The sequence below is a fragment of the Mesorhizobium norvegicum genome (assembly GCF_004919685.1).
Lineage (GTDB): Bacteria > Pseudomonadota > Alphaproteobacteria > Rhizobiales > Rhizobiaceae > Mesorhizobium > Mesorhizobium norvegicum.
Genome location: NZ_SMYZ01000006.1, coordinates 1 through 19,635, shown reverse-complemented (window position 1 = coordinate 19,635; position 19,635 = coordinate 1). Strand labels below are relative to the sequence as shown.

The 19,635-nt window shown below is 64.0% G+C and carries 21 protein-coding genes; 6 read left to right on the top strand and 15 right to left on the bottom strand.

Features of this window, described 5'->3' with window-relative positions; translation table 11 throughout:
• Positions 1-75: 75 nt before the first annotated feature.
• The 9 genes from FCU66_RS03580 to phnG all read right to left on the bottom strand — a co-directional run bounded on the left by FCU66_RS03580 (position 76) and on the right by phnG (position 6,685).
• Entirely contained in the window at positions 76-792 is a 717-nt protein-coding gene (locus FCU66_RS03580; RefSeq protein WP_136617233.1) for a DUF1868 domain-containing protein, read from the bottom strand.
• Positions 793-880: 88 nt separating this feature from the next.
• Positions 881-1,498, bottom strand: coding sequence for a DapH/DapD/GlmU-related protein (locus tag FCU66_RS03575; RefSeq protein ID WP_136617234.1), 618 nt, complete (start codon positions 1,496-1,498; stop codon positions 881-883).
• On the bottom strand, positions 1,495-2,202 hold the full coding sequence (phnL, locus tag FCU66_RS03570; RefSeq protein WP_136617235.1) for a phosphonate C-P lyase system protein PhnL: 708 nt from the start codon (positions 2,200-2,202) through the stop codon (positions 1,495-1,497). The genes FCU66_RS03575 and phnL overlap by 4 nt, the downstream gene beginning before the upstream one ends.
• A 193-nt stretch (positions 2,203-2,395) precedes the next feature.
• Positions 2,396-3,172 (bottom strand): phosphonate C-P lyase system protein PhnK, encoded by a 777-nt coding sequence (phnK, locus tag FCU66_RS03560; protein WP_136617236.1) that lies wholly within the window; start codon positions 3,170-3,172, stop codon positions 2,396-2,398.
• The gene (locus tag FCU66_RS03555) at positions 3,169-4,086 is read right to left on the bottom strand and encodes an alpha-D-ribose 1-methylphosphonate 5-phosphate C-P-lyase PhnJ (RefSeq protein ID WP_136617237.1); all 918 of its coding nucleotides are present in this window, start codon (positions 4,084-4,086) and stop codon (positions 3,169-3,171) included. Before FCU66_RS03555 ends, phnK begins: the two co-directional genes overlap by 4 nt.
• Positions 4,083-4,502, bottom strand: coding sequence for a FosX/FosE/FosI family fosfomycin resistance hydrolase (gene fosX / locus FCU66_RS03550; RefSeq protein ID WP_136617238.1), 420 nt, complete (start codon positions 4,500-4,502; stop codon positions 4,083-4,085). The genes FCU66_RS03555 and fosX overlap by 4 nt, the downstream gene beginning before the upstream one ends.
• Entirely contained in the window at positions 4,499-5,611 is a 1,113-nt protein-coding gene (locus tag FCU66_RS03545) for a carbon-phosphorus lyase complex subunit (protein ID WP_136617239.1), read from the bottom strand. The genes fosX and FCU66_RS03545 overlap by 4 nt, the downstream gene beginning before the upstream one ends.
• Position 5,612: 1 nt before the next feature.
• Entirely contained in the window at positions 5,613-6,224 is a 612-nt protein-coding gene (phnH, locus tag FCU66_RS03540) for a phosphonate C-P lyase system protein PhnH (protein WP_136617240.1), read from the bottom strand.
• Complete coding sequence (gene phnG, locus FCU66_RS03535; protein ID WP_136617241.1) at positions 6,224-6,685, bottom strand: phosphonate C-P lyase system protein PhnG; 462 nt, start codon at positions 6,683-6,685, stop codon at positions 6,224-6,226. The genes phnH and phnG overlap by 1 nt, the downstream gene beginning before the upstream one ends.
• A 120-nt stretch (positions 6,686-6,805) precedes the next feature.
• On the opposite strand from phnG, the gene phnF reads away from it, so the two are divergent.
• Positions 6,806-7,555: a phosphonate metabolism transcriptional regulator PhnF gene (gene phnF, locus FCU66_RS03530; protein ID WP_136617262.1), complete on the top strand. Its 750-nt coding sequence runs from the start codon at positions 6,806-6,808 to the stop codon at positions 7,553-7,555.
• A 300-nt stretch (positions 7,556-7,855) separates the two neighbouring features.
• On the opposite strand, the gene FCU66_RS03525 is transcribed toward phnF, so the two are convergent.
• The 6 genes from FCU66_RS03525 to FCU66_RS03500 all read right to left on the bottom strand — a co-directional run bounded on the left by FCU66_RS03525 (position 7,856) and on the right by FCU66_RS03500 (position 15,520).
• Positions 7,856-8,875 carry a zinc-binding alcohol dehydrogenase family protein gene (locus tag FCU66_RS03525; protein WP_136617242.1) on the bottom strand — a complete coding sequence of 340 codons (1,020 nt, stop codon included), beginning with the start codon at positions 8,873-8,875 and terminating at the stop codon, positions 7,856-7,858.
• Positions 8,876-8,947: 72 nt separating this feature from the next.
• Positions 8,948-9,913, bottom strand: a complete 966-nt coding sequence (locus FCU66_RS03520; protein WP_136617243.1) for an ABC transporter permease — start codon at positions 9,911-9,913, stop codon at positions 8,948-8,950.
• Positions 9,910-11,463 (bottom strand): sugar ABC transporter ATP-binding protein, encoded by a 1,554-nt coding sequence (locus FCU66_RS03515; RefSeq protein ID WP_136617244.1) that lies wholly within the window; start codon positions 11,461-11,463, stop codon positions 9,910-9,912. The genes FCU66_RS03520 and FCU66_RS03515 overlap by 4 nt, the downstream gene beginning before the upstream one ends.
• 158 nt (positions 11,464-11,621) lie before the next feature.
• Positions 11,622-12,614 (bottom strand): ABC transporter substrate-binding protein, encoded by a 993-nt coding sequence (locus FCU66_RS03510; protein ID WP_013529529.1) that lies wholly within the window; start codon positions 12,612-12,614, stop codon positions 11,622-11,624.
• A gap of 336 nt (positions 12,615-12,950) precedes the next feature.
• Positions 12,951-13,949, bottom strand: coding sequence for an aldo/keto reductase (locus FCU66_RS03505; RefSeq protein ID WP_136617245.1), 999 nt, complete (start codon positions 13,947-13,949; stop codon positions 12,951-12,953).
• Positions 13,950-14,014: 65 nt separating this feature from the next.
• Positions 14,015-15,520 (bottom strand): UxaA family hydrolase, encoded by a 1,506-nt coding sequence (locus FCU66_RS03500; RefSeq protein WP_013529531.1) that lies wholly within the window; start codon positions 15,518-15,520, stop codon positions 14,015-14,017.
• Between the two features lie 229 nt (positions 15,521-15,749).
• On the opposite strand from FCU66_RS03500, the gene FCU66_RS03495 reads away from it, so the two are divergent.
• The 5 genes from FCU66_RS03495 to FCU66_RS03475 form a co-directional block, all read left to right on the top strand.
• Complete coding sequence (locus FCU66_RS03495; RefSeq protein WP_136617246.1) at positions 15,750-16,652, top strand: GntR family transcriptional regulator; 903 nt, start codon at positions 15,750-15,752, stop codon at positions 16,650-16,652.
• A gap of 195 nt (positions 16,653-16,847) precedes the next feature.
• Positions 16,848-17,204, top strand: a complete 357-nt coding sequence (locus FCU66_RS03490; protein WP_136617247.1) for a DUF2946 family protein — start codon at positions 16,848-16,850, stop codon at positions 17,202-17,204.
• 97 nt (positions 17,205-17,301) lie between these two features.
• Entirely contained in the window at positions 17,302-17,841 is a 540-nt protein-coding gene (locus FCU66_RS03485; protein WP_136617248.1) for a copper chaperone PCu(A)C, read from the top strand.
• Between the two features lie 40 nt (positions 17,842-17,881).
• Entirely contained in the window at positions 17,882-18,400 is a 519-nt protein-coding gene (locus FCU66_RS03480; protein ID WP_136617249.1) for a YcnI family copper-binding membrane protein, read from the top strand.
• 53 nt (positions 18,401-18,453) lie between these two features.
• Positions 18,454-19,635, top strand: a 1,182-nt coding sequence (locus tag FCU66_RS03475) for a copper resistance CopC/CopD family protein (protein ID WP_136625393.1), incomplete at its 3' end; no start/stop codon positions are given.

The window sequence follows — 19,635 nt, the reverse complement described above, 5'->3', positions numbered from 1 at the left end:
CTCTCGCCTAACGCAGCCACATGAACCTGCCGTGTCGCGATGATGTCAGTTTTGTTACGCTCCACAGGCGTGGAGTTACGGCCGGCCCAGGACCAGCAGTTCCTCGAAGTGCTCCATGTCCCTGAAGCTGCAGAAGGCGGGCGCCTTGATTTCGACTACGGGAGCCTGCTGCTCGAAAAGTGTCAGGCAATCGTCGAACAGGTCCTGCCATGCGTCGGTACGATCCTCCGCAAGACGCCGGATCTGGTAGGCGAAGGTGATGTGGAAGACGTAGGTATCGTGATCGGGATGCCGGTAACCGAACGGCACGGCCAGCGCGTCGCGCCAGGCGCGCATGATGCGCAAATCGTCGTCGGTCGCGCCGGCAACGGTGAGGCCGGTCGGCAGAACTTCGACGACCTTGATGTTGAACGGGCCGAAGCCCTCGAAGCCCTTCAGCCGCTCCAGATAGAGGCGGGTCATGGCGTCGATGCTGGTGTCGAGAGGCACGTCCTGCGGCCAGTAAGGCAGCCGGCGGCGATATTCGATGATGCCCTGGAACAACGTCATGTGTAGGCTGGAGACGGGCGTGAAGGCGAGTCGGTCGGCGTCAGGCATGGCCAGCATGCGGTCGCGCACCGCAAGCACCACAGCCTCGGACGGCGAACCGCTGACCAGATGACTGACGACCGTGTTGCCGGGCTCGATCAGGAAATTGCCTGACGTGTCGTAGCGCGTGCCGAGATGAACCGGCGGCTTCGGATTGGAGCCGGCAAAGAATGCGGCGAGCGACGGTCTGACAGAAACAGGCATTGCAATCTCCAAAGGGAAAGACCGCGTCCTGCCCCGACGATGTGTCAGGGATATGAAACAGGTTCGCCCATGACGATGATGTGATGGCTTATCCGCCGTATTTTTCCAGAAAAGCCTCAGCCTCAAGCGAACGAAAATCATCAAGGGCGGTGCGCAGTCTGGCATGGTCCCAGTCCCACCAGGCGAGTGCCTGATAGCGTTCGGCAGTGCGACGGTCGAAGCGCTCGCGGATCGGCTTTGCCGGCACGCCGCCGACGATGGTGTAGGGGGCAACATCCTTGGTGACCACCGCGCCGGCGCCGACCGCGGCGCCATCGCCGACGGTGACGCCGGGCAGGATGGTCGAGCCGTGGCCGAGCCAGGTGTCATGGCCGATGGTGACCCGCCTGGCGCGGCGCTGGGCGAAGAACTCGCTCTCGTGCTCGGCGTCGTCCCAATAATCCGAGGCGCGATAGGTGAAATGGTGCAGCGTCGGCCGCCAGGTCGGATGATTGGTGGCGTTGATGCGCACGCTGGCTGCAATGTTGGAAAACTTGCCGATCGTTGCGCACCAGACTGCGCAATCCTGCATCATGTAGGAATAGTCGCCGAGCTCGCTTTCCGACACCCGGCTGCGGTCGGCGATCTCGGTCCAGCGACCGAGCGTCGAGTTCTGCACGTCCGCTGTCGGATGGACCAGCGGTGTCTCCGACAACTTCCTGGTCATGCGGCGATTTTTCCGGGCGCGAAAGTGGTGACGTCGATGACGCGGTCGGCAACCGCCTCGCGCACGTCGTGGTCATGGAAGATGCCGAGCAGGGCGACACCAGCCGCTTTCTTGGCGGCGATGAGTTCGATCACGACGTCGCGGTTCTTGGCGTCGAGCGAAGCGGTGGGTTCGTCGAGCAGCAGGATCGGGTGCTCGGTGATGAAACCGCGCGCGATGTTGACACGCTGCTGCTCGCCGCCGGAGAAAGTCGCTGGCGGCAATGCCCAAAGCCTCTCCGGCAGGTTGAGCTGCGCCAGCAAGGCGCGTGCCTTGCCGCGTGCAATTTCGCGATCCTCGCCGCGCTCGACCAGCGGTTCGGCGACGACATCGAGCGCCGAGACGCGCGGCACGGTGCGCAGGAACTGGCTGACATAGCCGATCGTTTGCCGGCGTATGGCAAGCACGGTGCGCGGGCTGGCGGTGGCGAGGTCGATCAGCCCGTCATCGTGCGTGACGATGATCTGGCCTTCGTCGACGGCGTAGTTGCCGTAGAGCATCTTCAGGATCGAGCTCTTGCCGGCACCGGACGGGCCGCCGAGCACGGTGCATTCGCCGGCCCTGATCGAGAACGAGACACCGGCCATAACAGGCAATTTGATGCCGTCGCGCAGATGCATGGTGAAGCTCTTGGCGACGTCGGAGACAACGAGGGGGGTTGCCATCAGAAGGTTCTCCCATCTTCGGTCGCTTGCGGGCCAGCACCCCCCTCTGCCTTGCCAGGCATCTCCCCCGCAAGGGGGGAGATTGGCAGCCTCTTCGCCTCGCTTTTTCTGCAACGTTGGAGAGTGGCGAGACCGGGAGTGACATCCAATCTCCCCCCNNGGCAGGCCAGAGGGGGGTGTACAAGCGCCATCATCAAACCTGCAAGATCGAGGAAACAAGCAATTGCGTGTAAGGCGCGCGCGGGTCGTCGAGCACGCGGTCGGTGAGGCCGCTTTCGACGACGCGGCCATCCTTCATCACCATCATGCGCTGCGACAACAGCCGTGCCACGGCAAGGTCGTGGGTGACGACGATGGCCGCCAGGCCAAGGTCGGTGACCAGCCCGCGCAGCAGGTCGAGCAGGCGCGCCTGGACCGAGACGTCGAGGCCGCCTGTCGGCTCATCCATGAACACCAGCCGTGGGCCGGTGACGAGGTTGCGGGCAATCTGCAGGCGCTGACGCATGCCGCCGGAGAAGGCGCGCGGCTCGTCGTCGATGCGGTCCTCGTCGATCTCGACGCGCGACAGCCAGTCGACGGCGGTGGCGCGGATCTTGCCGTAGTGGCGGTCGCCGACCGCCATCAGCCGCTCGCCGACATTGGCGCCGGCCGATACCGTCATGCGCAGGCCGTCGGCCGGGTTCTGGTGAACAAAACCCCAGTCGGTGCGCATCAGGAAGCGGCGCTCGGCCTCGCTCATGCGGTAGAGCTCACGGAACTGTCCGTCGCGCATACGGTAGCTTGCGGTGCCGGAGGAGGGCATCAGCCGCGTCGACAGGCAGTTGAGCAGCGTCGTCTTGCCGGAGCCGGACTCACCGACGACAGCCAGAACCTCACCCGGCCATAGGTCGAAGGAGACGTTGTCGCAGCCGACGCGCGAGCCATAGAATTTGGAGAGCGCCGAGACGCGCAGCAACGGTTCGTCGGTCATTGCGCCGGCTCCATTGTTTCGGAGGCAGGATGGGTTTCCGAGGCAAGATGGGTTTCTGGTGCGAGGTGGCCGCGATGGCCGTCCGCCCGCCGCTTCTCGCAATGATCTGTGTCGGAGCAGACGAACATGTGGCCGCCATGGTCGTCGAGGATGACTTCGTCGAGATAGACATTCTCGGCCGCGCACAGCGCGCAGGGCTGGTCGAAGGTCTGCACCTCGAACGGATGATCCTCGAAGTCGAGGCTGACCACAGCGGTGAACGGTGGCACCGCATAGATGCGCTTTTCGCGGCCGGCGCCGAACAATTGCAGGGCCGGCGAGCGGTGCATCTTGGGATTGTCGAATTTCGGCGTCGGCGACGGGTCCATCACATAGCGGCCCTCGACCTTGACCGGATAGGCATAGGTGGTGGCGATGCGGCCGTGCTTGGCGATGTCCTCGTAGAGCTTCACATGCATGAGGCCGTATTCCTCCAGCGCATGCATCTTGCGCGTCTCGGTCTCGCGCGGTTCGAGGAAGCGCAAGGGTTCGGGGATCGGCACCTGGTAGACAAGCACCTGGCCCGCCGTCAGTGGATGCTCGGGGATGCGGTGGCGGGTCTGGATGATGGTGGCGCTGGCAGTGTCGGTCGTCACGGCGACATTGGCGACCTTCTTGAAGAAGGCGCGGATCGAGACCGCGTTGGTGGTGTCGTCGGCGCCCTGATCGATGACCTTCAGCACATCATCGGGGCCGATGATCGAGGCTGTGACCTGGACGCCGCCGGTGCCCCAGCCATAAGGCATAGGCATTTCGCGCGAGGCGAACGGCACCTGATAGCCGGGGATGGCGATGCCCTTGAGGATCGCGCGGCGGATCATCCGCTTGGTCTGCTCGTCGAGATAGGCGAAGTTGTAGGTGGCGATGTCGGTCATGATGCGACCTCAAGTCCCTTGGCGTAGCGTGCCAGCCGCTCAGCGAGCGTGCCGGTGTGCAGCTCGAACATGTGGTTGTCGTTGTCGTAGAAGTAGATCGAGCGGCCTTCGCCCTCGACGCGTGGTCGGGGCGGGCGCATGTCGAGGCCTAGCTTGCCGACCCGCTCGGCGTAGCGGTCGAAATCGGCGTCATCGATCTTGAAGGCGATGTGGTTGTAGCTGCGCTCGGGCAGTGGCTCGCCTTGCATGATGGCGATCCAGATATCGCCGATCAGGAAGAATCTTTCGCGCGACAGCGAGAACTGCTCGGCATCGCTGGCATAGACCTCGCGCGCTTCGAAAACTCCGGTCAGGATTTCGGTCATCCGGTCGAGGTCGCGGACGATGAAAGTCATGTGGGACAGGCCTTCGATCATTCCGCGGCCTCCCGCTTCTCTTCGACCTTCACTGGATTCTCGCGCGCGTCGTATTCGGCGCGCATGCGGCGCACGAGATCGAGTTCGGCCTGGAAGTCGACATAGTGCGGCAGCTTCAGATGTTCGACGAAGCCGGTCGCCTGGACGTTGTCGGAATGCGAGATGACGAACTCCTCGTCCTGGGCAGCGGCGACGACATCCTCGCCGAGTTCGGAAGCGCGCAGCGCCCGGTCGCAGAGCGCCATGGCCATCGCCTTGCGCTCGCTCTGGCCGAAGACGAGGCCGTAGCCGCGGGTGAATTGCGGCGGCGCCTTGGCCGAGCCTTTGAACTGGTTGACCATCTGGCACTCGGTGACCCGCACGGTGCCGAGCGGCACCGCGAAGGGCAGTTCGGGCACGTCGAGCTCCAGCTCGACCTCGCCGATGCGGATCTCGCCGACGAAGGGATGGTTGCGGGCATAGCCACGCTGGGTGGAATAGCCGAGCGCCAGCAGGAATCCTTCATCGCCGCGTGACAGCGCCTGCAGGCGGATGTCGCGCGCCATCGGGAATTCCAGCGGCTCGCGGGTGATGTCGCCGGGGACATGGTCTTGCGGCATGTCGCCGTCCGGCTCGATGAGGCCTTCGCGGGCAAGGATCGCCGAGACGCGCGGCATGGCTTGCGCTTCGGTCTCGCGCTGCAGCGGCTCGGCGACATCGGCGCCGGCGGCAAGCTCGGGATCGAGCAGTCTGTGCGTGTAGTCGAAGGTCGGGCCAAGCAGCTGGCCGCCGGGCAGGTCCTTGTAGGTCGCCGACACGCGCCGCTCGACCAGCATGTTGGCGGTGTCGATCGGCTTGGTGTAGCCAAAGCGCGGCAGCGTGGTGCGATAGGCGCGGACCAGGAAGATTGCCTCGATCATGTCGCCGCGTGCCTGGACGATGGCGAGTGCCGCCAGTTCCCGGTCGTAGAGCGAGCCTTCGCCCATCACCCGGTCGACGCCGAGCGCCAGCTGCTCGACGATCTGGTCGAGGCGAAGGGCCGGCACCGAACGGTCGCCACGCCGGCGGTCGGCAAGCAGGCTGTGGGCGTTGGCAATAGCCGCTTCGCCACCTTTTACCGCAACATACATCCTAGGCCTCCATCGTCTTGATGCGCGTCGTGCGCGGCAGGCAGGCAATGCCATCAGCGGTGGCGAGGATGATGTCGACGCCGCGCGGGAAGCGCTTGATATTCTGCTTCCACTGTTCGACGAAATGGCGCGGCATCTGCGCAGGCGCGATCGTGGCGCTGGTTTCGATGCCGGGACCTTCGAGCAGCAATGGCGTGCCGGAGACGAGATCGCTGACGTGCAGGATCAGCGTGGTCGAACGGTCGGGATAGTCCTGCGTGCCCTGCGAAAAACCATCGAGCGACATCATCTCGGCTGGCGTGGCGATCAGAGCGAAATGCGCATCGGCCGGCGTGTTGGCCAAGGGCGCGCCGGTGTGGAAACCAAGCCAGGATTTGATGGCAATGGAGGCCTGCAAAGCCGGGTCGAGCCACAACGGCGTGTCGTTGTCGCAAAGCGCCAGCGCTATGGCGCCGGCACTAGCCGACAGCGGCGCCGGCGGGCGCGCGAAGGCCGGCAAGGGTTGCACACTGCCCGGCCGTGCCATCGCATCCATGACCGCGCGGAACACGGTCTGGGCATTGAAGACCGGATCGGCGAAACCGCCTTCGATCGATTGCGCTGCAATGTCCATCAGTCTTCTCCGCGAACCATGGTGAAGAAATCCACCTTCGTTGCCGCCGTCTCGGCGCGGCGGCGTTCATGCGCCGTGGTCAGAGCCGACCGCAGAGGCGCTATCAGATTGGTCTCGACCTCATTGCGGCGGGCAGGGTCCTGCCACAGCGCGTCGGCGATGGCCGCCAGCTTCGCCTTCTGCTTGTCGCGGCCAAGCGCATAGCAATGGCCGACCTGTCCGGACGGCAGCCGGACCGTGGCGCGGGTGACGGTCGCCTCACCGACATTGAAGGGCGCGCCGCCACCGCCGATGCGGCCGCGCAGGGTGACCAGGCCGGTCTCGGGGCCGCGCAGCAACTCGGCTTCCGAAGGCAGCCCGGCCTCGTTCCAGAGCCGCACGATGTCATCGCCGTTGGATTGCGCCAGTGTCGCCATGGCGGCCTTGCGCTCGGCCTGGTCGCGGGCTTCCTGTCCTCGCATCAGCAACATTCCTCTTTGCTAAATTTGTCTATTGATATAGACAACTATACAAATTATACTTATTATCTAGCGCGAGTCCATGACGGGTGGATGACAGGGCTAAAAGGCTGGGGGCAATCAATGGTGGGGCGGCTGACGGCGGACAGCATCGAGCGGCGCAGCGGGGTTTCGCTGTGGCGGCAAATCGCCGACAAGATCCTGCATGCGATCGCCATCGGCGATTTCACGGAGAATGCCGCGCTGCCGCCGGAGGTGGCGCTGGCTGAGCGCTATGGCGTCAATCGCCACACGGTGCGCAGCGCCATATCAGCGCTGGTGCAGGAAGGCGTGCTGCGGGCCGAGCAGGGGCGCGGGACCTTCGTGTTGTCGCGCAAGCGGCTGTCCTATCCGATTGGCGCGCGCACACGCTTTTCGACAGGCTTGCAAGGGCAGACGACCGAACGGCACATCGTCCTGCTCGCCTCGTCGGTCGAGCCGGCCAGCCAGCGCGTCGCCGAGGGCCTTGGTCTTGCCAGGGGGGCTGAGGTGATCCGTCTGGAAACGCGCGGCGAAGCCGATGGACGACCGGTGTCGCGCGCTGCCGGCTGGTTCGATGCCAGGCGCTTTGCCGGCATCGATGCCGCCATGGCGGAGACCGGCTCGATCACCGCGTCACTGGCCCGTTTCGGCATCGACGATTATCTCAGGCAATCGACTGTGCTGTCGGCACGCCATGCCGATGCGGCGGACCTTGCCGATCTCGATCTGCAGCCGGGCGCCATCGTGCTGGTCACGGTCGCCGTCAACGTGACGCCGGACGGCCAGCCGATCCAGTTTTCCGAGTCGCGCTTCCCGGCCGAACGGGTCGAGCTCAAATTGTCGGCATTGTAGGGAGTGCCGGCCTTATACGAGACCGTGATTATCTGACTCGCGCTGATACCAGACCAGCTCGGTCGCGCTCACTTGTCAGCGGCTTGGCGTTTGAGGACCGCCTTCCCCCACTCCGTCTCGGCTTCGCCGAGCCACCTCTCCCCCCCTCCAGAGGGAGAGGAAGGGCGCCAAGGTCGGCGAACTCGCACCCTTCCTCTACCCCGTCGATCGGGGGAGAGGTGGCTCGGCGAAGCCGAGACGGAGTGGGGGTCGACTTGGCTCGGGCGTTGTCAATTCGGGCCGGGTTCACCGCCTGCCATGTTATAACCCTACCTCTATCACGGCCTTGATCAGGCCGGATTTTTCGTGTGCCCAGCGCGCCAGATCGCGTGGCGTGTCGGCCAGCGCGGTGCGGTGGGTCACCAGCTTGGCCAGCGGCACGGCGCCGTTGCGGATCGAGGCGGCGACATGATCGAAGTCGGCGCGCAATGCGTTGCGGCTGCCGATCAGCGTCATCTCGCGTTTGTGGAATTCCGGATCGGAAAAGCTGATGTCGTCCTTGACGACGCTGACCAGCACCAGCGTTCCGCCATGCGCGACATGGGCGAAGGCCGACTGCACCGACTGGGTGTTGCCGGTGGCGTCGAAGACCACATCGAAGCCTTCGCCTGATGTTGCCTCCCTGACCAGATCGGGCACCGCGCCGCGCGAGCCGTCGAGGGTCTGGAAACCAAGCTCGTTCGCGGCGAAGGCGAGCCTTTCGCTGCTCATGTCGAGCAGCGTCAAGTCGAGCCCGGCGATGCGGGCGAAGATGGCGGTGCCGAGCCCGATCGGGCCAGCGCCGATGACCAGCGTGCGGGCGCCGGGATCGGCGCGTGAGCGCCGCACGGCATGCGCGCCAATCGCCAGGAACTCGACGGCGGCGGCGTCGGCCAGCGACAGGCCGTTTGCCGGATAGAGATTTTGCGCCGGCACCAGGATGCGTTCGCACATGGCGCCGTCGCGATGCACGCCGAGCACCTCGATCCTGACGCAGCAATTCGGCTTGCCGTGCCGGCAGGCGATGCACTTGCCGCAGGAAAGATAGGGGTTGATGACGACGGGCTCGCCAACGGCAAGATCGATGCCTTCGCCGATCTCGACGATCGTTCCCGACACTTCATGGCCCATGATGCGGGGATAGGCGAGGAACGGGTGCTTGCCTTCGAAGATGTGGTAGTCGGTGCCGCAGATGCCGACATGGCTGACCGCCACCAGCGCCCAGCCGGCAGGTGGCGCACCGGGCGCGGGACGGTCTTCCAGGACAAGGTCGCCGGGCGAGCGGCAGACGACGGCTTTCATGTGCAATTCCAGTGTTCAAAAAGGGCGCCGGCCTGTTGTTTGAGCAGACCGGCGCATCAGTTCAGGGAGGATTCACTTGCCGCGGCGGCGCAGCCCATCGAAATAGACAATGATGATGATCAGCGCGCCGGTGATGATGCGCTGCCAGAACGAGTTGACGTTGAGCAGATTGGCGCCGTTGTTGATGGTGGCCAGGATGAAGGCGCCAAGCAACGGTCCGTGCACCGAGCCGACGGCGCCGAACAGCGAGGTGCCGCCGATGACCGACGAGGCGATCGCCTGCAGTTCCCAGCCCTCGGCCTGGGTCGGGTTGCCGATGCCGATGCGGGCGGCCAGCAACACGCCGACGAAGGCCGCGCACAGGCCCGACAGCGTGTAGGCCATGTAGATGGTGCGCTGGACGTTGACGCCGGACAGGCGCGAGGCCTCGGCGTTGGAGCCGACCGAGAACAGGTATCGGCCCCAGCGGCTGTGATGCAGGAAGACATAGGCCGGAATGCCGACCAGGATCACCATCCAGAACAAATTGGGGATGCCAATAAAGGAATTGCGCGAGAACGCGGTGAAGGTGTCGCTGTTGATGTTGATCGAATTGCCGTTGGTCATCAAAAGGCCGATACCGCGCAGCGAGGTCAGCGTCGCCAGCGTGATGATGAAGGGCGGCAGGCCCATCTTGACGATGCCGAAGCCGTGGAACATGCCGATGGCAACACCAACCAGCAGCGTCACCAGGATGGCGACCCAGATCGGGAAGCCGGCGTTGATCATCATGGCGACGACGACAGTGGCGAAGCCGACCACGGCGCCGACCGACAGGTCGATGCCGCCGGTGATGATGACGAAGGTCTGGCCGACCGCCATGATGGCGATCATCGAACCCTGACGCAGCAGATTGGCGATGTTGTTGCCCGACGCAAAACTCGGCGTCGCCACGGAAAGCACGATCCACAGCAGCACCAGCAGCGCCAAAAGCGTCAGCCCGAACAGGACGTTATAGTTGCGCTTCGGTTTTTCGACAGCAATCGCCTCGGTGCTCATATCTGTCCTCCCAGCTTTTCTTGTTTCTCGGCGAGCGCCTGCGTGAGAATGTCCTCGTGGCTGGCGGCGCGAAAGCCGTGGCTGGCCACCAGTTTGCCGCGCCGGAACACATGCAGCGTGTCGGCGAGTTCGTAGACTTCCGGCAGATAGGACGAGATCAGGATGATGCCGGCGCCCTTCGACAGCAGCGCGCCGAACAGACGGTAGATCTCGGCCTTGGTACCGACATCGACGCCGACCGTTGGCTCGTCGAAGATGAACAGCTTGGCGCCATGCGCCAGCCATTTGCCGATGACGATCTTCTGCTGGTTGCCGCCCGACAGGCTGGACGCCAGCGCGCCGCGCGTCGGCGTCTTGATGCGCAGATCGGCGATCTGGCGATCGGCTTGCGTCTTCTCCTGCGCGCCGGAAATCAGCAGATTGTTCGAAATGCGTTTGTAGATCGGCAGGTTGAGATTGAGGCCGACCGGCAGGTTGAGGCAAAGCCCCTGGTCGCGGCGGCTTTCCGGCGCCAGCGCCATGCCGAGCTTGATCGCGTCATGCTCGGAATTGACCTGAACTTCCTTGCCTTCCCACAGAATCTGGCCGGCCGATTTGCGGTGGCGGCCGTAAAGCGTGGTGACGAACTCGCTGCGCCCGGCGCCGATCAGGCCATAGAGGCCGACGATCTCGCCGGCGCGAACCGTCATCGAGACATCCTCGAAGCCCTTGCCGGACAGGTTCCTCGCCTCGATGATCGCGGCGCCCGGCGAGAAATGCTCCTTGTGGTAGACCTGCTCGATCGAGCGGTTGATCATCATCTTGACCAGCTCGGCATCGTTGGTCTCGGCTATGTTGCGTGTGCCGACCAGCGTGCCGTCGCGCAGCACGGAAACTCGGTCGGCGAGTTCGAACACCTCCTCCATGCGGTGGCTGATGTAGATGATCGTCACGCCTTCGCTCTTCAGCCGGCGGATCAGGGTGAAAAGCTGGTCGGCCTCCTTGCGGGTGAGGTAGGCGGTCGGCTCGTCGAAGATCAGGAACTTGGTGCCGCGCACAGTGGCGCGGGCCGCTGCAATCAACTGCTGCTGGCCGATGGTGAGGTCGCCCAACGTGACATGCGCCGGCAGGTCGAAGCCGAGATCGTCGATGATCTTCTGGGCTTCCTTGACCATGGCGCGCTGCTGCAGGATGCCGAAGCGCGAATTCTCCTCGCCGAGGAACATGTTGGCGGCGACCGTCAGGTGACGGCACAGCACGACTTCCTGGTGCACGGCGTTGATGCCGAGCGCCATCGCCTCATGCGGCGTCGCGAGCGCTGCCGGCTGGCCTTCCCAGACGACTTCTCCGGAGGTGCGCGGCATGACGCCGGTCAAAAGCTTGATGAGCGTGGATTTGCCGGCGCCGTTCTCGCCGACGATGGCGTGGATCTCGCCGGATTTGAAGGCGAGGTTGACCGGTTTCAGCGCGTGGGTGCCGGGATAGCGCTTCTCCAGCCCGCGCAATTCGAGGATGGTCCGCCCCGGTTCCAGCACGGGTGCGGGATGCAGTTCCTGCGCCGTCGAAATCATGACAATCCTCCCAGATTGGCCGCACGATTGGCACGCGGCGAGGCAAGGAAATGCCTCGAAAACAGCCTAGCTTAAGCTTGTGGATTGCCAAGCCGTTTGTGCCGGCAGCCTATATCTCCGGGGCGCGGCGCCCCGGAGACGATTTCGGATGCGACGGCTTAGAGCTTCGGGTTGAGCAACGCGTCGATCTTGGGGTCTTTCATGTTGTCCTTGGTCACCAGATTGGCGCCGGTGTCGACATTGGCCTCGACCTTTTCGCCCTTCGAGGCGGCAAGCGCGGTCTTGATGCCGTCATAGCCCATCCGGTAGGGATCCTGGACGACGAGGGCGGAAATGACGCCGTCGTTGAGGAACTTGATCAGCTTCTCGTCGCTGTCGAAACCGACCAACGCCAGCTTGCCGCCAAGGTTGTTTTCGGCGACAGCCTGACCGACGCCCTGCGCCATGATCAGGTTGGAGGCGAAGATGCCCTTGAGGTTCGGGTTGGCGGTGATCAGGTCGGTGGCGATGTTGAGGCCGGTGGTGGCCTGGCCGTCGGCATATTTGTCGGCGACCAGCTTGAGGCCCGGATATTTGGCGGCCAGCTGTTCGGTGAAGCCCTGCTTGCGCTGTTCGAGCGAGCCGGCGCCCGGTGCGTTGGTGATCAGGGCGACGTCGCCCTCGATCTTGCCGCCGTTGGCGGCGCCGATGGCGGCTGCGAGGCCGTCGGCAGCGACGCGGCCGCCCTGCACATTGTCGGTGGTCAGGAACGAGGTGAAGGCCTTGGAGTCGGCGCCGGAGTCGATGCCGATAACCTTGACCTTGGCAGCGGCTTCGTCGATCGGCTTGCCAAGCGCCTTGAACTCGGTCGGCGCAATGACGATGGCCGCCGGGTTGCTGGCAACGGCATTCTCGAGGATCGAGACCTGGCCGTTGACGTCGGTTTCAGCCTGGGCGCCGAGTTCCGGCACGTTGACGCCGAGATCCTTGCCGGCCTTGCGGGCGCCGGCCAGAACGATCTGCCAGTAGAAGGATGTGGTGTCCTTGACGATGATCGGAATGGTCACATCCGCCGCCGAAACCGGCGCCGAGTGCATGACGCCGGCGAGCATCGAAGCTGCTGCCAGCGCCATGACGGCGCGGCGGTTGAGAATGCTGGTCACGAATTTCATGAGGTTCCTCCCTAAGTCGCCCGGTGAACGTTACGGAAGCTCCGTCCGGATAGGCGTGGCCCAAACAGAACTTTATCAATAAAAAACAGTTGCCATGTTTTGATAGTGCATCGATCCAGCCGATGCAAGCGGCGTTTCACGCCAGTCCTGCCGAGGTCTGGCAGGGGCAGGTCGCGCGCCGCTCCTCCCTTGCCGTCGTCAAACGCTCCCGTTTCCGTTCCGCGAGTATATGGAATATTAATTCCACATATTCGTCAATATGGAATGTTCATTCTTTTTGTGGGATCGCAAGAATGTGAAGCCCGGATCACCGTTCACTGCGGATGGATGCGCGTTTCAGGCCAGCTCCTGCACCAGCGTATAGGGGCGATATTTGGCGTATTCCGTCTCCGGCACGTCGATGTCGAGCAAGTCGAGGTTGCGCGTCAGATTTGCCAGCTTGGCGGTGCCGGTCAGCACGGTGGCGACCGCGGGTTCATGCAAGGGGAACTGGAACGCGGCGGCGGCCAGCGGATAGCCGCCCTCGGCGGCGATCCGTTCCATCGCTCCGACGCGGTCGAGCACGTCATGGCTGGCAGGGCGGTAATCGAAATGCGCGCCTTGCACCGGTCCGGTCGCCAGGATGCCGGAGTTGAAGACGCCGCCGATGACCAGGGACGTCTGTTGCGCCCGGCAGAGCGGCAGCAACTCCGCTTCGGCGCTGCGGTCGAGCAGGGAATAGCGGCTGGCAAGCAGGATGCAGTCGAGCGGCGCCTCGCGCATCACGTCGAGACAGATCTGCACCTCGTTGACGCCGAGCCCATAAGCGGAAATGACGCCGGACCGTTTCAACTCTTCGAGCGCCTTGAGGCCGCCATCCATCAGCTCGCGAAAATGCAGCTTGGTCTTCTCGACACCGTGTGTGTAGACGCCGATGTCGTGGACAAACAGGATGTCTATCCTGTTTAGGCCAAGCCGCGCATAGCTGAACTCGACCGATCGCATGATGCCGTCATAGGAGTAGTCGTAGTCGAGCGCGAAGGGCAGCGGATCGACATAGGAGTGATCGGGAACCTGGTCTTCCGGCACCGGGCGGAACAGGCGGCCGACCTTGGTGGACAGCACATAGGAATCGCGCGGCTTGTAGCGCAGGAAGTCGCCGAAGCGGCGCTCCGACAGGCCGAAACCGTAGAAGGGTGCGGTGTCGAAATAGCGCAGGCCGGCTTCCCAGGCGCCCTGCAGCGTCTCCATCGCCGCTTCGCGCGAACAGGCGCGGTAGAGACCGCCGATCGCGGCACCACCGAAGCTGACCTCGGTGACCTCAAGCGCCGTCCTGCCAATGCGGCGTTTTTCCATGCAAACCTCCCCGGTGCCGGCCGTTGCTCGGCTCGGCAGTCTACTCGATATCAGTACAATCTAATCTAGAGCGTTGCGCCAAGATGCCAGGGCACGAACTCGTTGTCGCCGTAGCCGAAATCCTCGCTCTTGGTCTTGCGGCCGGAAGCCGTCTCGACGATCAGTTCGAAGATCTCGCGGCCCATGCCGGCGATGGTCTTTTCACCGGAGGCGATGACGCCGCAGTTGACGTCCATGTCCTCTTCCATCTGGTGATACATGGTCGAGTTGGTGGCGACCTTGATCGACGGCGTCGGGCGGCAGCCGAAGCAGGAGCCGCGGCCGGTGGTGAAGACGATGACATTGGCGCCGCCCGCCACCTGGCCAGTGGCCGAAACCGGGTCGTAGCCGGGTGTGTCCATGAACACCAAGCCACTGCCAGTGACTTTTTCGGCATAGCCGAAGACACCGTTGAGCGGCGTCTGGCCGCCCTTGGCGACCGCTCCCAGCGACTTTTCCAGGATGGTGGTGAGACCGCCGCGCTTGTTGCCGGGCGAGGGGTTGTTGTCGATCGAGGCGCCATGCTTGGCGACGTGATCCTCCCACCACTTCACGAAGCCGTCGAGCTTCTGCGCGATCTCCGGCGTTGCCGCGCGGTAGGCGAGCAGATGTTCGGCGCCGTAGATCTCCGTCGTCTCGGAGAGGATGCCGATGCCGCCGACGCCGGCCAGGATATCGACGGCCGCGCCCAGCGCCGGATTGGCCGTAATGCCCGACATGCCGTCGGAGCCGCCGCACTGCAGGCCGACGACAATCTCGCTGACCGGGATCGGCTCACGCTTCAGCTGACCGACTTCCTCGGCAATCTCGGCCAGCACGCCCATCGCCTTTTCCACCGATTTGCGCGAACCACCGGCGTCCTGGATGTTGAAATGGCGCTTGCCGGCAGCGACGCCCTTCTGGCCGTAGAGGGTGAGCTGATTGACCTCGCAGCCAAGGCCGACCATCAGCACCCCGCCGAAATTCGGGTGGCGGGCATAGCCGGCAAGCGTGCGGTGCAGCACCATCATGCCGTCGCCGGTGCCGCTCATGCCGCAGCCCTGGCCGTGGACGATCGGCACGAAGCCGTCGATGCCGGGATATTTAGGCAGCAGCGTCCGGTTGGCGGTGTCGGCGATGGAATGGCAGACGGTGGCCGAGCAATTGACGCTGGCGACGATGCCGATGAAGTTGCGCGTGCCGGCGCGGCCATCGGCGCGGCGATAGCCCATGAAGGTGCGGGCGCGGTCGGCCTCCGTCGCGTGCTCGGCCTCGCTCGGCGGCACGACCGGCAAGCGGCCGGATTCGAAAACCAGATTGTGCGAATGAACGTGCTCGCCCGCTGCAATATCCTGTGTCGCGCGACCGATCGCCTGGGCGTATTTCACCACGGCCTCGCCGGCGGCGATCGGCTTGATCGCCACCTTGTGACCGGGCTCGATCAGCGCACTGGCGACGGCGCCGCCCGGCAACGCGGTGCCGATCTCGATACGGCCGTTGGCGACTGCCACATTGTCGGCGGGGGACAGAAGAATGCAGTTGGAGGCGTTCACGGGCGGTTTCCTGGGTGATCCTGGGATGCGCGGGCGGATTGACACGCGTCTGTTTAGAGATAATGTCTTTTATCGTGAAAAAACAGTTTTGCGTCAATTGTTTTTTCACGGGGGAGTTCCGCATGTCCCTGGGTTGTTCCGGAAAGCGATTTCGCTTTTCAGGGTCATGGGAACGTCATATTGCGCTTCAAACCGGCCGCCGCAAGCGACGGCGTGCAACGGGTCAGGGATGTCGAAGAGCAACAACGTCTACAAGGATGCCTACAACAGGTGCCTCCGGCTGCTCGACGAAACGCGCAGCCTGCCTTCGGAGCCGGAACTGGGCACCTTGCTTGGCGTCAGCCGCACCACGGTGCGCACCATTCTTGCGCGCATGGAAGAGACCGGGCTGATTGCCTGGAACAAGCGCGCCAAGACGGTGCTGCGCGAACCGCGTCCCTATGATTTCTTCCCCGAGGAAGAGACCGACACCCTGGCCGAGATCATCGAGCGGTCGTTCATGCGCAGGCTGCTCGCCGGCGGCGCCGAGGCCGGCATGCAGATCAACGAACTCGAACTGGCGCGCGAGATCGGCGTCGGCACCACCAGCGTGCGCGAGTTCCTGATCCGCTTCTCCCGTTTCGGCCTGATCGAGAAGCGCCGCAACAGTCATTGGGTGCTGAAGGGCTTTACGCGAGCCTTCGCGCTGGAGCTGACCGAGATCCGCGAGATGTTCGAACTGCGCTCGGCGGCGGCCTTTGCCGCACTGCCGCAGGACAGCGCGGTCTGGGTCGATCTCGACCGTCTGGAAGACGAGCATCGCCAGCTGGCAAGCGAGATCGCCTCTCGCTTCAACGAATTCTCCGAGCTGGACGAGCGCTTCCACCGGCTCATCCACCGGGCATCGCATAACCGCTTCATCGTCGATTTCTACGATGTCATCGCCATGATCTTCCACTACCACTACCAGTGGAACAAGGCGCAGGAACGCGAGCGCAACGAAGTCGCGATCGGTGAACATCTGGTCTATATCGAGGCGCTGAAATCGCGCGACCTCGGCAAGGTCGATGCCGCCTGCCGCAAGCACCTGAAGTCGGCGCGCCAGACCTTGCTGACCTCGATCCCGGAGAGCCGGTCGCTACAAAAATCCTGAGCCGCGTCGCGGCTCAGAGTCTGTTTCATGCATGTCGTTGTCCCAAAACCGCCGCACACTTTTGGGCGACATGCATTGATATGCCGCGTTGCCGCAGCATCGAATTGGCGATTTTCCACCCGCTGGCCGCGTGCTAGGTATGTTGGGTTGCTGTGAAGAGGCAGGGCTTTGAACATACCGAGGAGACGATGGAGCATGCCGGTCGCGCTTGTCGCGGCCTATCTGCTGCTGCTTCAGTCGACGCTTGGTGCATTCGCCTTCGGCGCCGGTCCCAATGCATCGCAGCTCGATGCCTTCGGCAACGTCATCTGTACCCATGAGGGCGCAACCCAGCTTCCCGGCGGCAACCAGCCGCCATCCCATCTGCCCGCATGCTGCGTGCTCGGCTGCAGCATGTTTTCGTCGGCCTTTGCGCCGCCGCCCGATGCCGGCCTGGCGCTGGGCAGTCTTTCCTTTGAAGCGGTCGCCTTTGTCTTCCCTACGGCCATCCATCTCGACTTTGCGCGTGAGCGCTCGCCGTCGAACCCGCGCGCGCCGCCACTGACGGCTTGAGCCTGTTTGCCCGGCGGAACCTTTCGTGGGCGTACCCATCCAAAGATCAAACTGCTCGCGACCGGCAACGGCGCGACCATCACTTCATGGAGCAACCATGTCCTTTTTTCTCCCTGACGCCGCGCGTCCTATGCTCGGCAGCATTCTGCGCGGCATCGAAGAGCGTGTCGGCATTGCCGTGCTGGCTCTGGCGCTGTCGTTCGTCGGCGCCCAGTCCGTCTTTGCGCATGAGTTCAAGGTTGGCGATCTCGAGATCGGCCATCCCTGGTCGCGTGCCACGCCGGCCGGTGCCAAGGTGGCCGGCGGCTATTTCACCATCACCAACAACGGCAGTGCGCCGGACCGGCTGGTGTCGATTTCCTCGGATGTTTCTGAAAAGGCCGAGCTGCATGAGATGGGCGTCAAGGACGGCGTCATGACCATGCGGCCGGTCGCCGGCGGGCTGGAAATTCCGGCCGGCGGCAAGGTCGCCCTTGCGCCGGGCGGCTATCATCTGATGTTCATCGGCCTGAAGCGGCAACCCAAGCAGGGCGAAAAGTTTTCCGCCACGCTGACCTTCGAAAAGGCCGGCGCCGTCAGCGTCGATTTCGCCGTCGAAGGCATGGGTGGTGGCGCCATGGATGATCACGCCAATTGATCGCGCCAGTTAGACAATTTTGAAGATCTGAGGGACCATCATGAACAAGTATCTTTTGGCGGCCGGGGCGTTTCTCGTCCTGGGAACCAGCGCCGCCTTCGCGCATATCACGCTCGAAACCCAGGAAGCGGCCGTCGGCTCGACCTACAAGGCGGTGCTGCGCGTGCCGCATGGCTGCGACGGCAAGGCGACGACCGCCGTGCGTGTGCAGATCCCGGAAGGCGTGATCGCGGTGAAGCCTATGCCGAAGCCTGGCTGGACGCTGCAGACCAAGAAGGGCAAATACGACAAATCCTACCAGCTCTACGGTCAGGCGGTGACCGATGGGGTCAAGGAAGTCGACTGGAGCGGTGGCAGCCTGCCGGATGAATTCTACGACGAGTTCGTCTTCCGCGCGACGCTGACGGCGGACTTCCCGGTGGGCCAGAAGCTTTACTTCCCGGTGGTGCAGGAATGCGATGGCACTGCCGATCGCTGGATCGAGGTCCCGGCAGCCGGCCAGGATGAGGACGCGCTGGAAAACCCGGCACCCGGCATCAAGCTGTTGCCGAAGAAATGAATTTTCGGGCGGCGCGCTTTGAAGAGCGCGCCGCACTTTTTCGTGGCGGTGACATGAGCACGACCTCCTTCCTGCAGACGGCTTGCATGACCGGCAAACGCGCCGGCCGGCTTGTCGTCGGCCTGTTGGCCATGATCGTGTTTCTTGCCAGCCTTGCCGTGCCAAATCAGGCCTTTGCCCATGCCGCGCTGATCAAGACCGACCCGGCCGACGGTGTGGTGCTGGAACAGGAGCCGGCACAGTTCTCATTGACCTTCAGCGAGCCGGTGTCGCCATTGGTGCTGACCTTGGTGAAGCCCGACGGCACGCCGGTTCCGCTGACCGCTTTCCGCCTCAGCGATCAGACCGTCGAGATCGACAATCCGCAGCCGCTCAAGTCCGGAACACATGTCTTGAGCTGGCGCGTCATTTCCGCCGACGGTCATCCGGTCGGTGGCTCCCTGCTGTTTTCCATCGGCGCGCCAAGCGAGCCTCCTGTCGTCTCCGAAGCCGTCGACTGGCCGCTGCGGTCGGCGATCTGGGTCGGCAAGGTCTTTCTCTATATCGGCCTTTTCCTCGGCGTCGGCGGCGCCTTTGCCCTTGCCTGGCTTGCCCGAGATGCCCGCACCGGACAGCGCTTCGTTACGGCTGCAATCCTGGGCGGGCTGATCGCGGCATCGCTGTCGCTCGGCTTACAGGGGCTTGATGCGCTCGGGGCGCCGCTTTCGCATTTGGCGCAGCCGGTCATCTGGCGGACCGGGCTCGGCACCAGTTTCGGCTGGACGGTGCTGTTCGCGCTGATCGCGCTGGGGCTTGGCCTGCTGTCGCTGGCTGGCCCCCGCGCCACCACCAAACCATTGGCGCTGGCCGGCCTGGCCGGGGTGGGGATTGCCCTTGCCGCCAGCGGCCATGCCAGTGCCGCCGAACCGCAATGGCTGACGCGGCCGATGGTGTTCCTGCACGGCGTCGGCATTGCCTTCTGGGCCGGCGCGTTGATGCCGCTCGGCTTGGCGCTGAAGGGGCAATCGGCGGAGGCCGCGCCATTCCTGCGGCGGTTTTCTCGCCTGATCCTGCCTGTGGTGGCGGTGCTTGCCGCCGCCGGCATCGTTCTCGCCGTCATCCAGGTGCAGACACCCGCGGCATTGGTCAACACCGCCTATGGCCGGCTGCTGCTGATCAAGCTCGGGCTGCTGGTCTTTCTGTTCACGCTCGCCGCCGTCAATCGCTGGAAACTCACCGCCTCGGCCGAGGCGGGC

Coding starts and splice junctions, on each gene's coding strand:
- FCU66_RS03580 (WP_136617233.1), bottom strand. CDS start 792: ATGCCTGTTTCTGTCAGACCGTCGCTCGCCGCATTCTTTGCCGGCTCC.
- FCU66_RS03575 (WP_136617234.1), bottom strand. CDS start 1,498: ATGACCAGGAAGTTGTCGGAGACACCGCTGGTCCATCCGACAGCGGAC.
- phnL (WP_136617235.1), bottom strand. CDS start 2,202: ATGGCAACCCCCCTCGTTGTCTCCGACGTCGCCAAGAGCTTCACCATG.
- phnK (WP_136617236.1), bottom strand. CDS start 3,172: ATGACCGACGAACCGTTGCTGCGCGTCTCGGCGCTCTCCAAATTCTAT.
- FCU66_RS03555 (WP_136617237.1), bottom strand. CDS start 4,086: ATGACCGACATCGCCACCTACAACTTCGCCTATCTCGACGAGCAGACC.
- fosX (WP_136617238.1), bottom strand. CDS start 4,502: ATGATCGAAGGCCTGTCCCACATGACTTTCATCGTCCGCGACCTCGAC.
- FCU66_RS03545 (WP_136617239.1), bottom strand. CDS start 5,611: ATGTATGTTGCGGTAAAAGGTGGCGAAGCGGCTATTGCCAACGCCCAC.
- phnH (WP_136617240.1), bottom strand. CDS start 6,224: ATGGACATTGCAGCGCAATCGATCGAAGGCGGTTTCGCCGATCCGGTC.
- phnG (WP_136617241.1), bottom strand. CDS start 6,685: ATGCGAGGACAGGAAGCCCGCGACCAGGCCGAGCGCAAGGCCGCCATG.
- phnF (WP_136617262.1), top strand. CDS start 6,806: ATGGTGGGGCGGCTGACGGCGGACAGCATCGAGCGGCGCAGCGGGGTT.
- FCU66_RS03525 (WP_136617242.1), bottom strand. CDS start 8,875: ATGAAAGCCGTCGTCTGCCGCTCGCCCGGCGACCTTGTCCTGGAAGAC.
- FCU66_RS03520 (WP_136617243.1), bottom strand. CDS start 9,913: ATGAGCACCGAGGCGATTGCTGTCGAAAAACCGAAGCGCAACTATAAC.
- FCU66_RS03515 (WP_136617244.1), bottom strand. CDS start 11,463: ATGATTTCGACGGCGCAGGAACTGCATCCCGCACCCGTGCTGGAACCG.
- FCU66_RS03510 (WP_013529529.1), bottom strand. CDS start 12,614: ATGAAATTCGTGACCAGCATTCTCAACCGCCGCGCCGTCATGGCGCTG.
- FCU66_RS03505 (WP_136617245.1), bottom strand. CDS start 13,949: ATGGAAAAACGCCGCATTGGCAGGACGGCGCTTGAGGTCACCGAGGTC.
- FCU66_RS03495 (WP_136617246.1), top strand. CDS start 15,750: ATGTCGAAGAGCAACAACGTCTACAAGGATGCCTACAACAGGTGCCTC.
- FCU66_RS03490 (WP_136617247.1), top strand. CDS start 16,848: ATGCCGGTCGCGCTTGTCGCGGCCTATCTGCTGCTGCTTCAGTCGACG.
- FCU66_RS03485 (WP_136617248.1), top strand. CDS start 17,302: ATGTCCTTTTTTCTCCCTGACGCCGCGCGTCCTATGCTCGGCAGCATT.
- FCU66_RS03480 (WP_136617249.1), top strand. CDS start 17,882: ATGAACAAGTATCTTTTGGCGGCCGGGGCGTTTCTCGTCCTGGGAACC.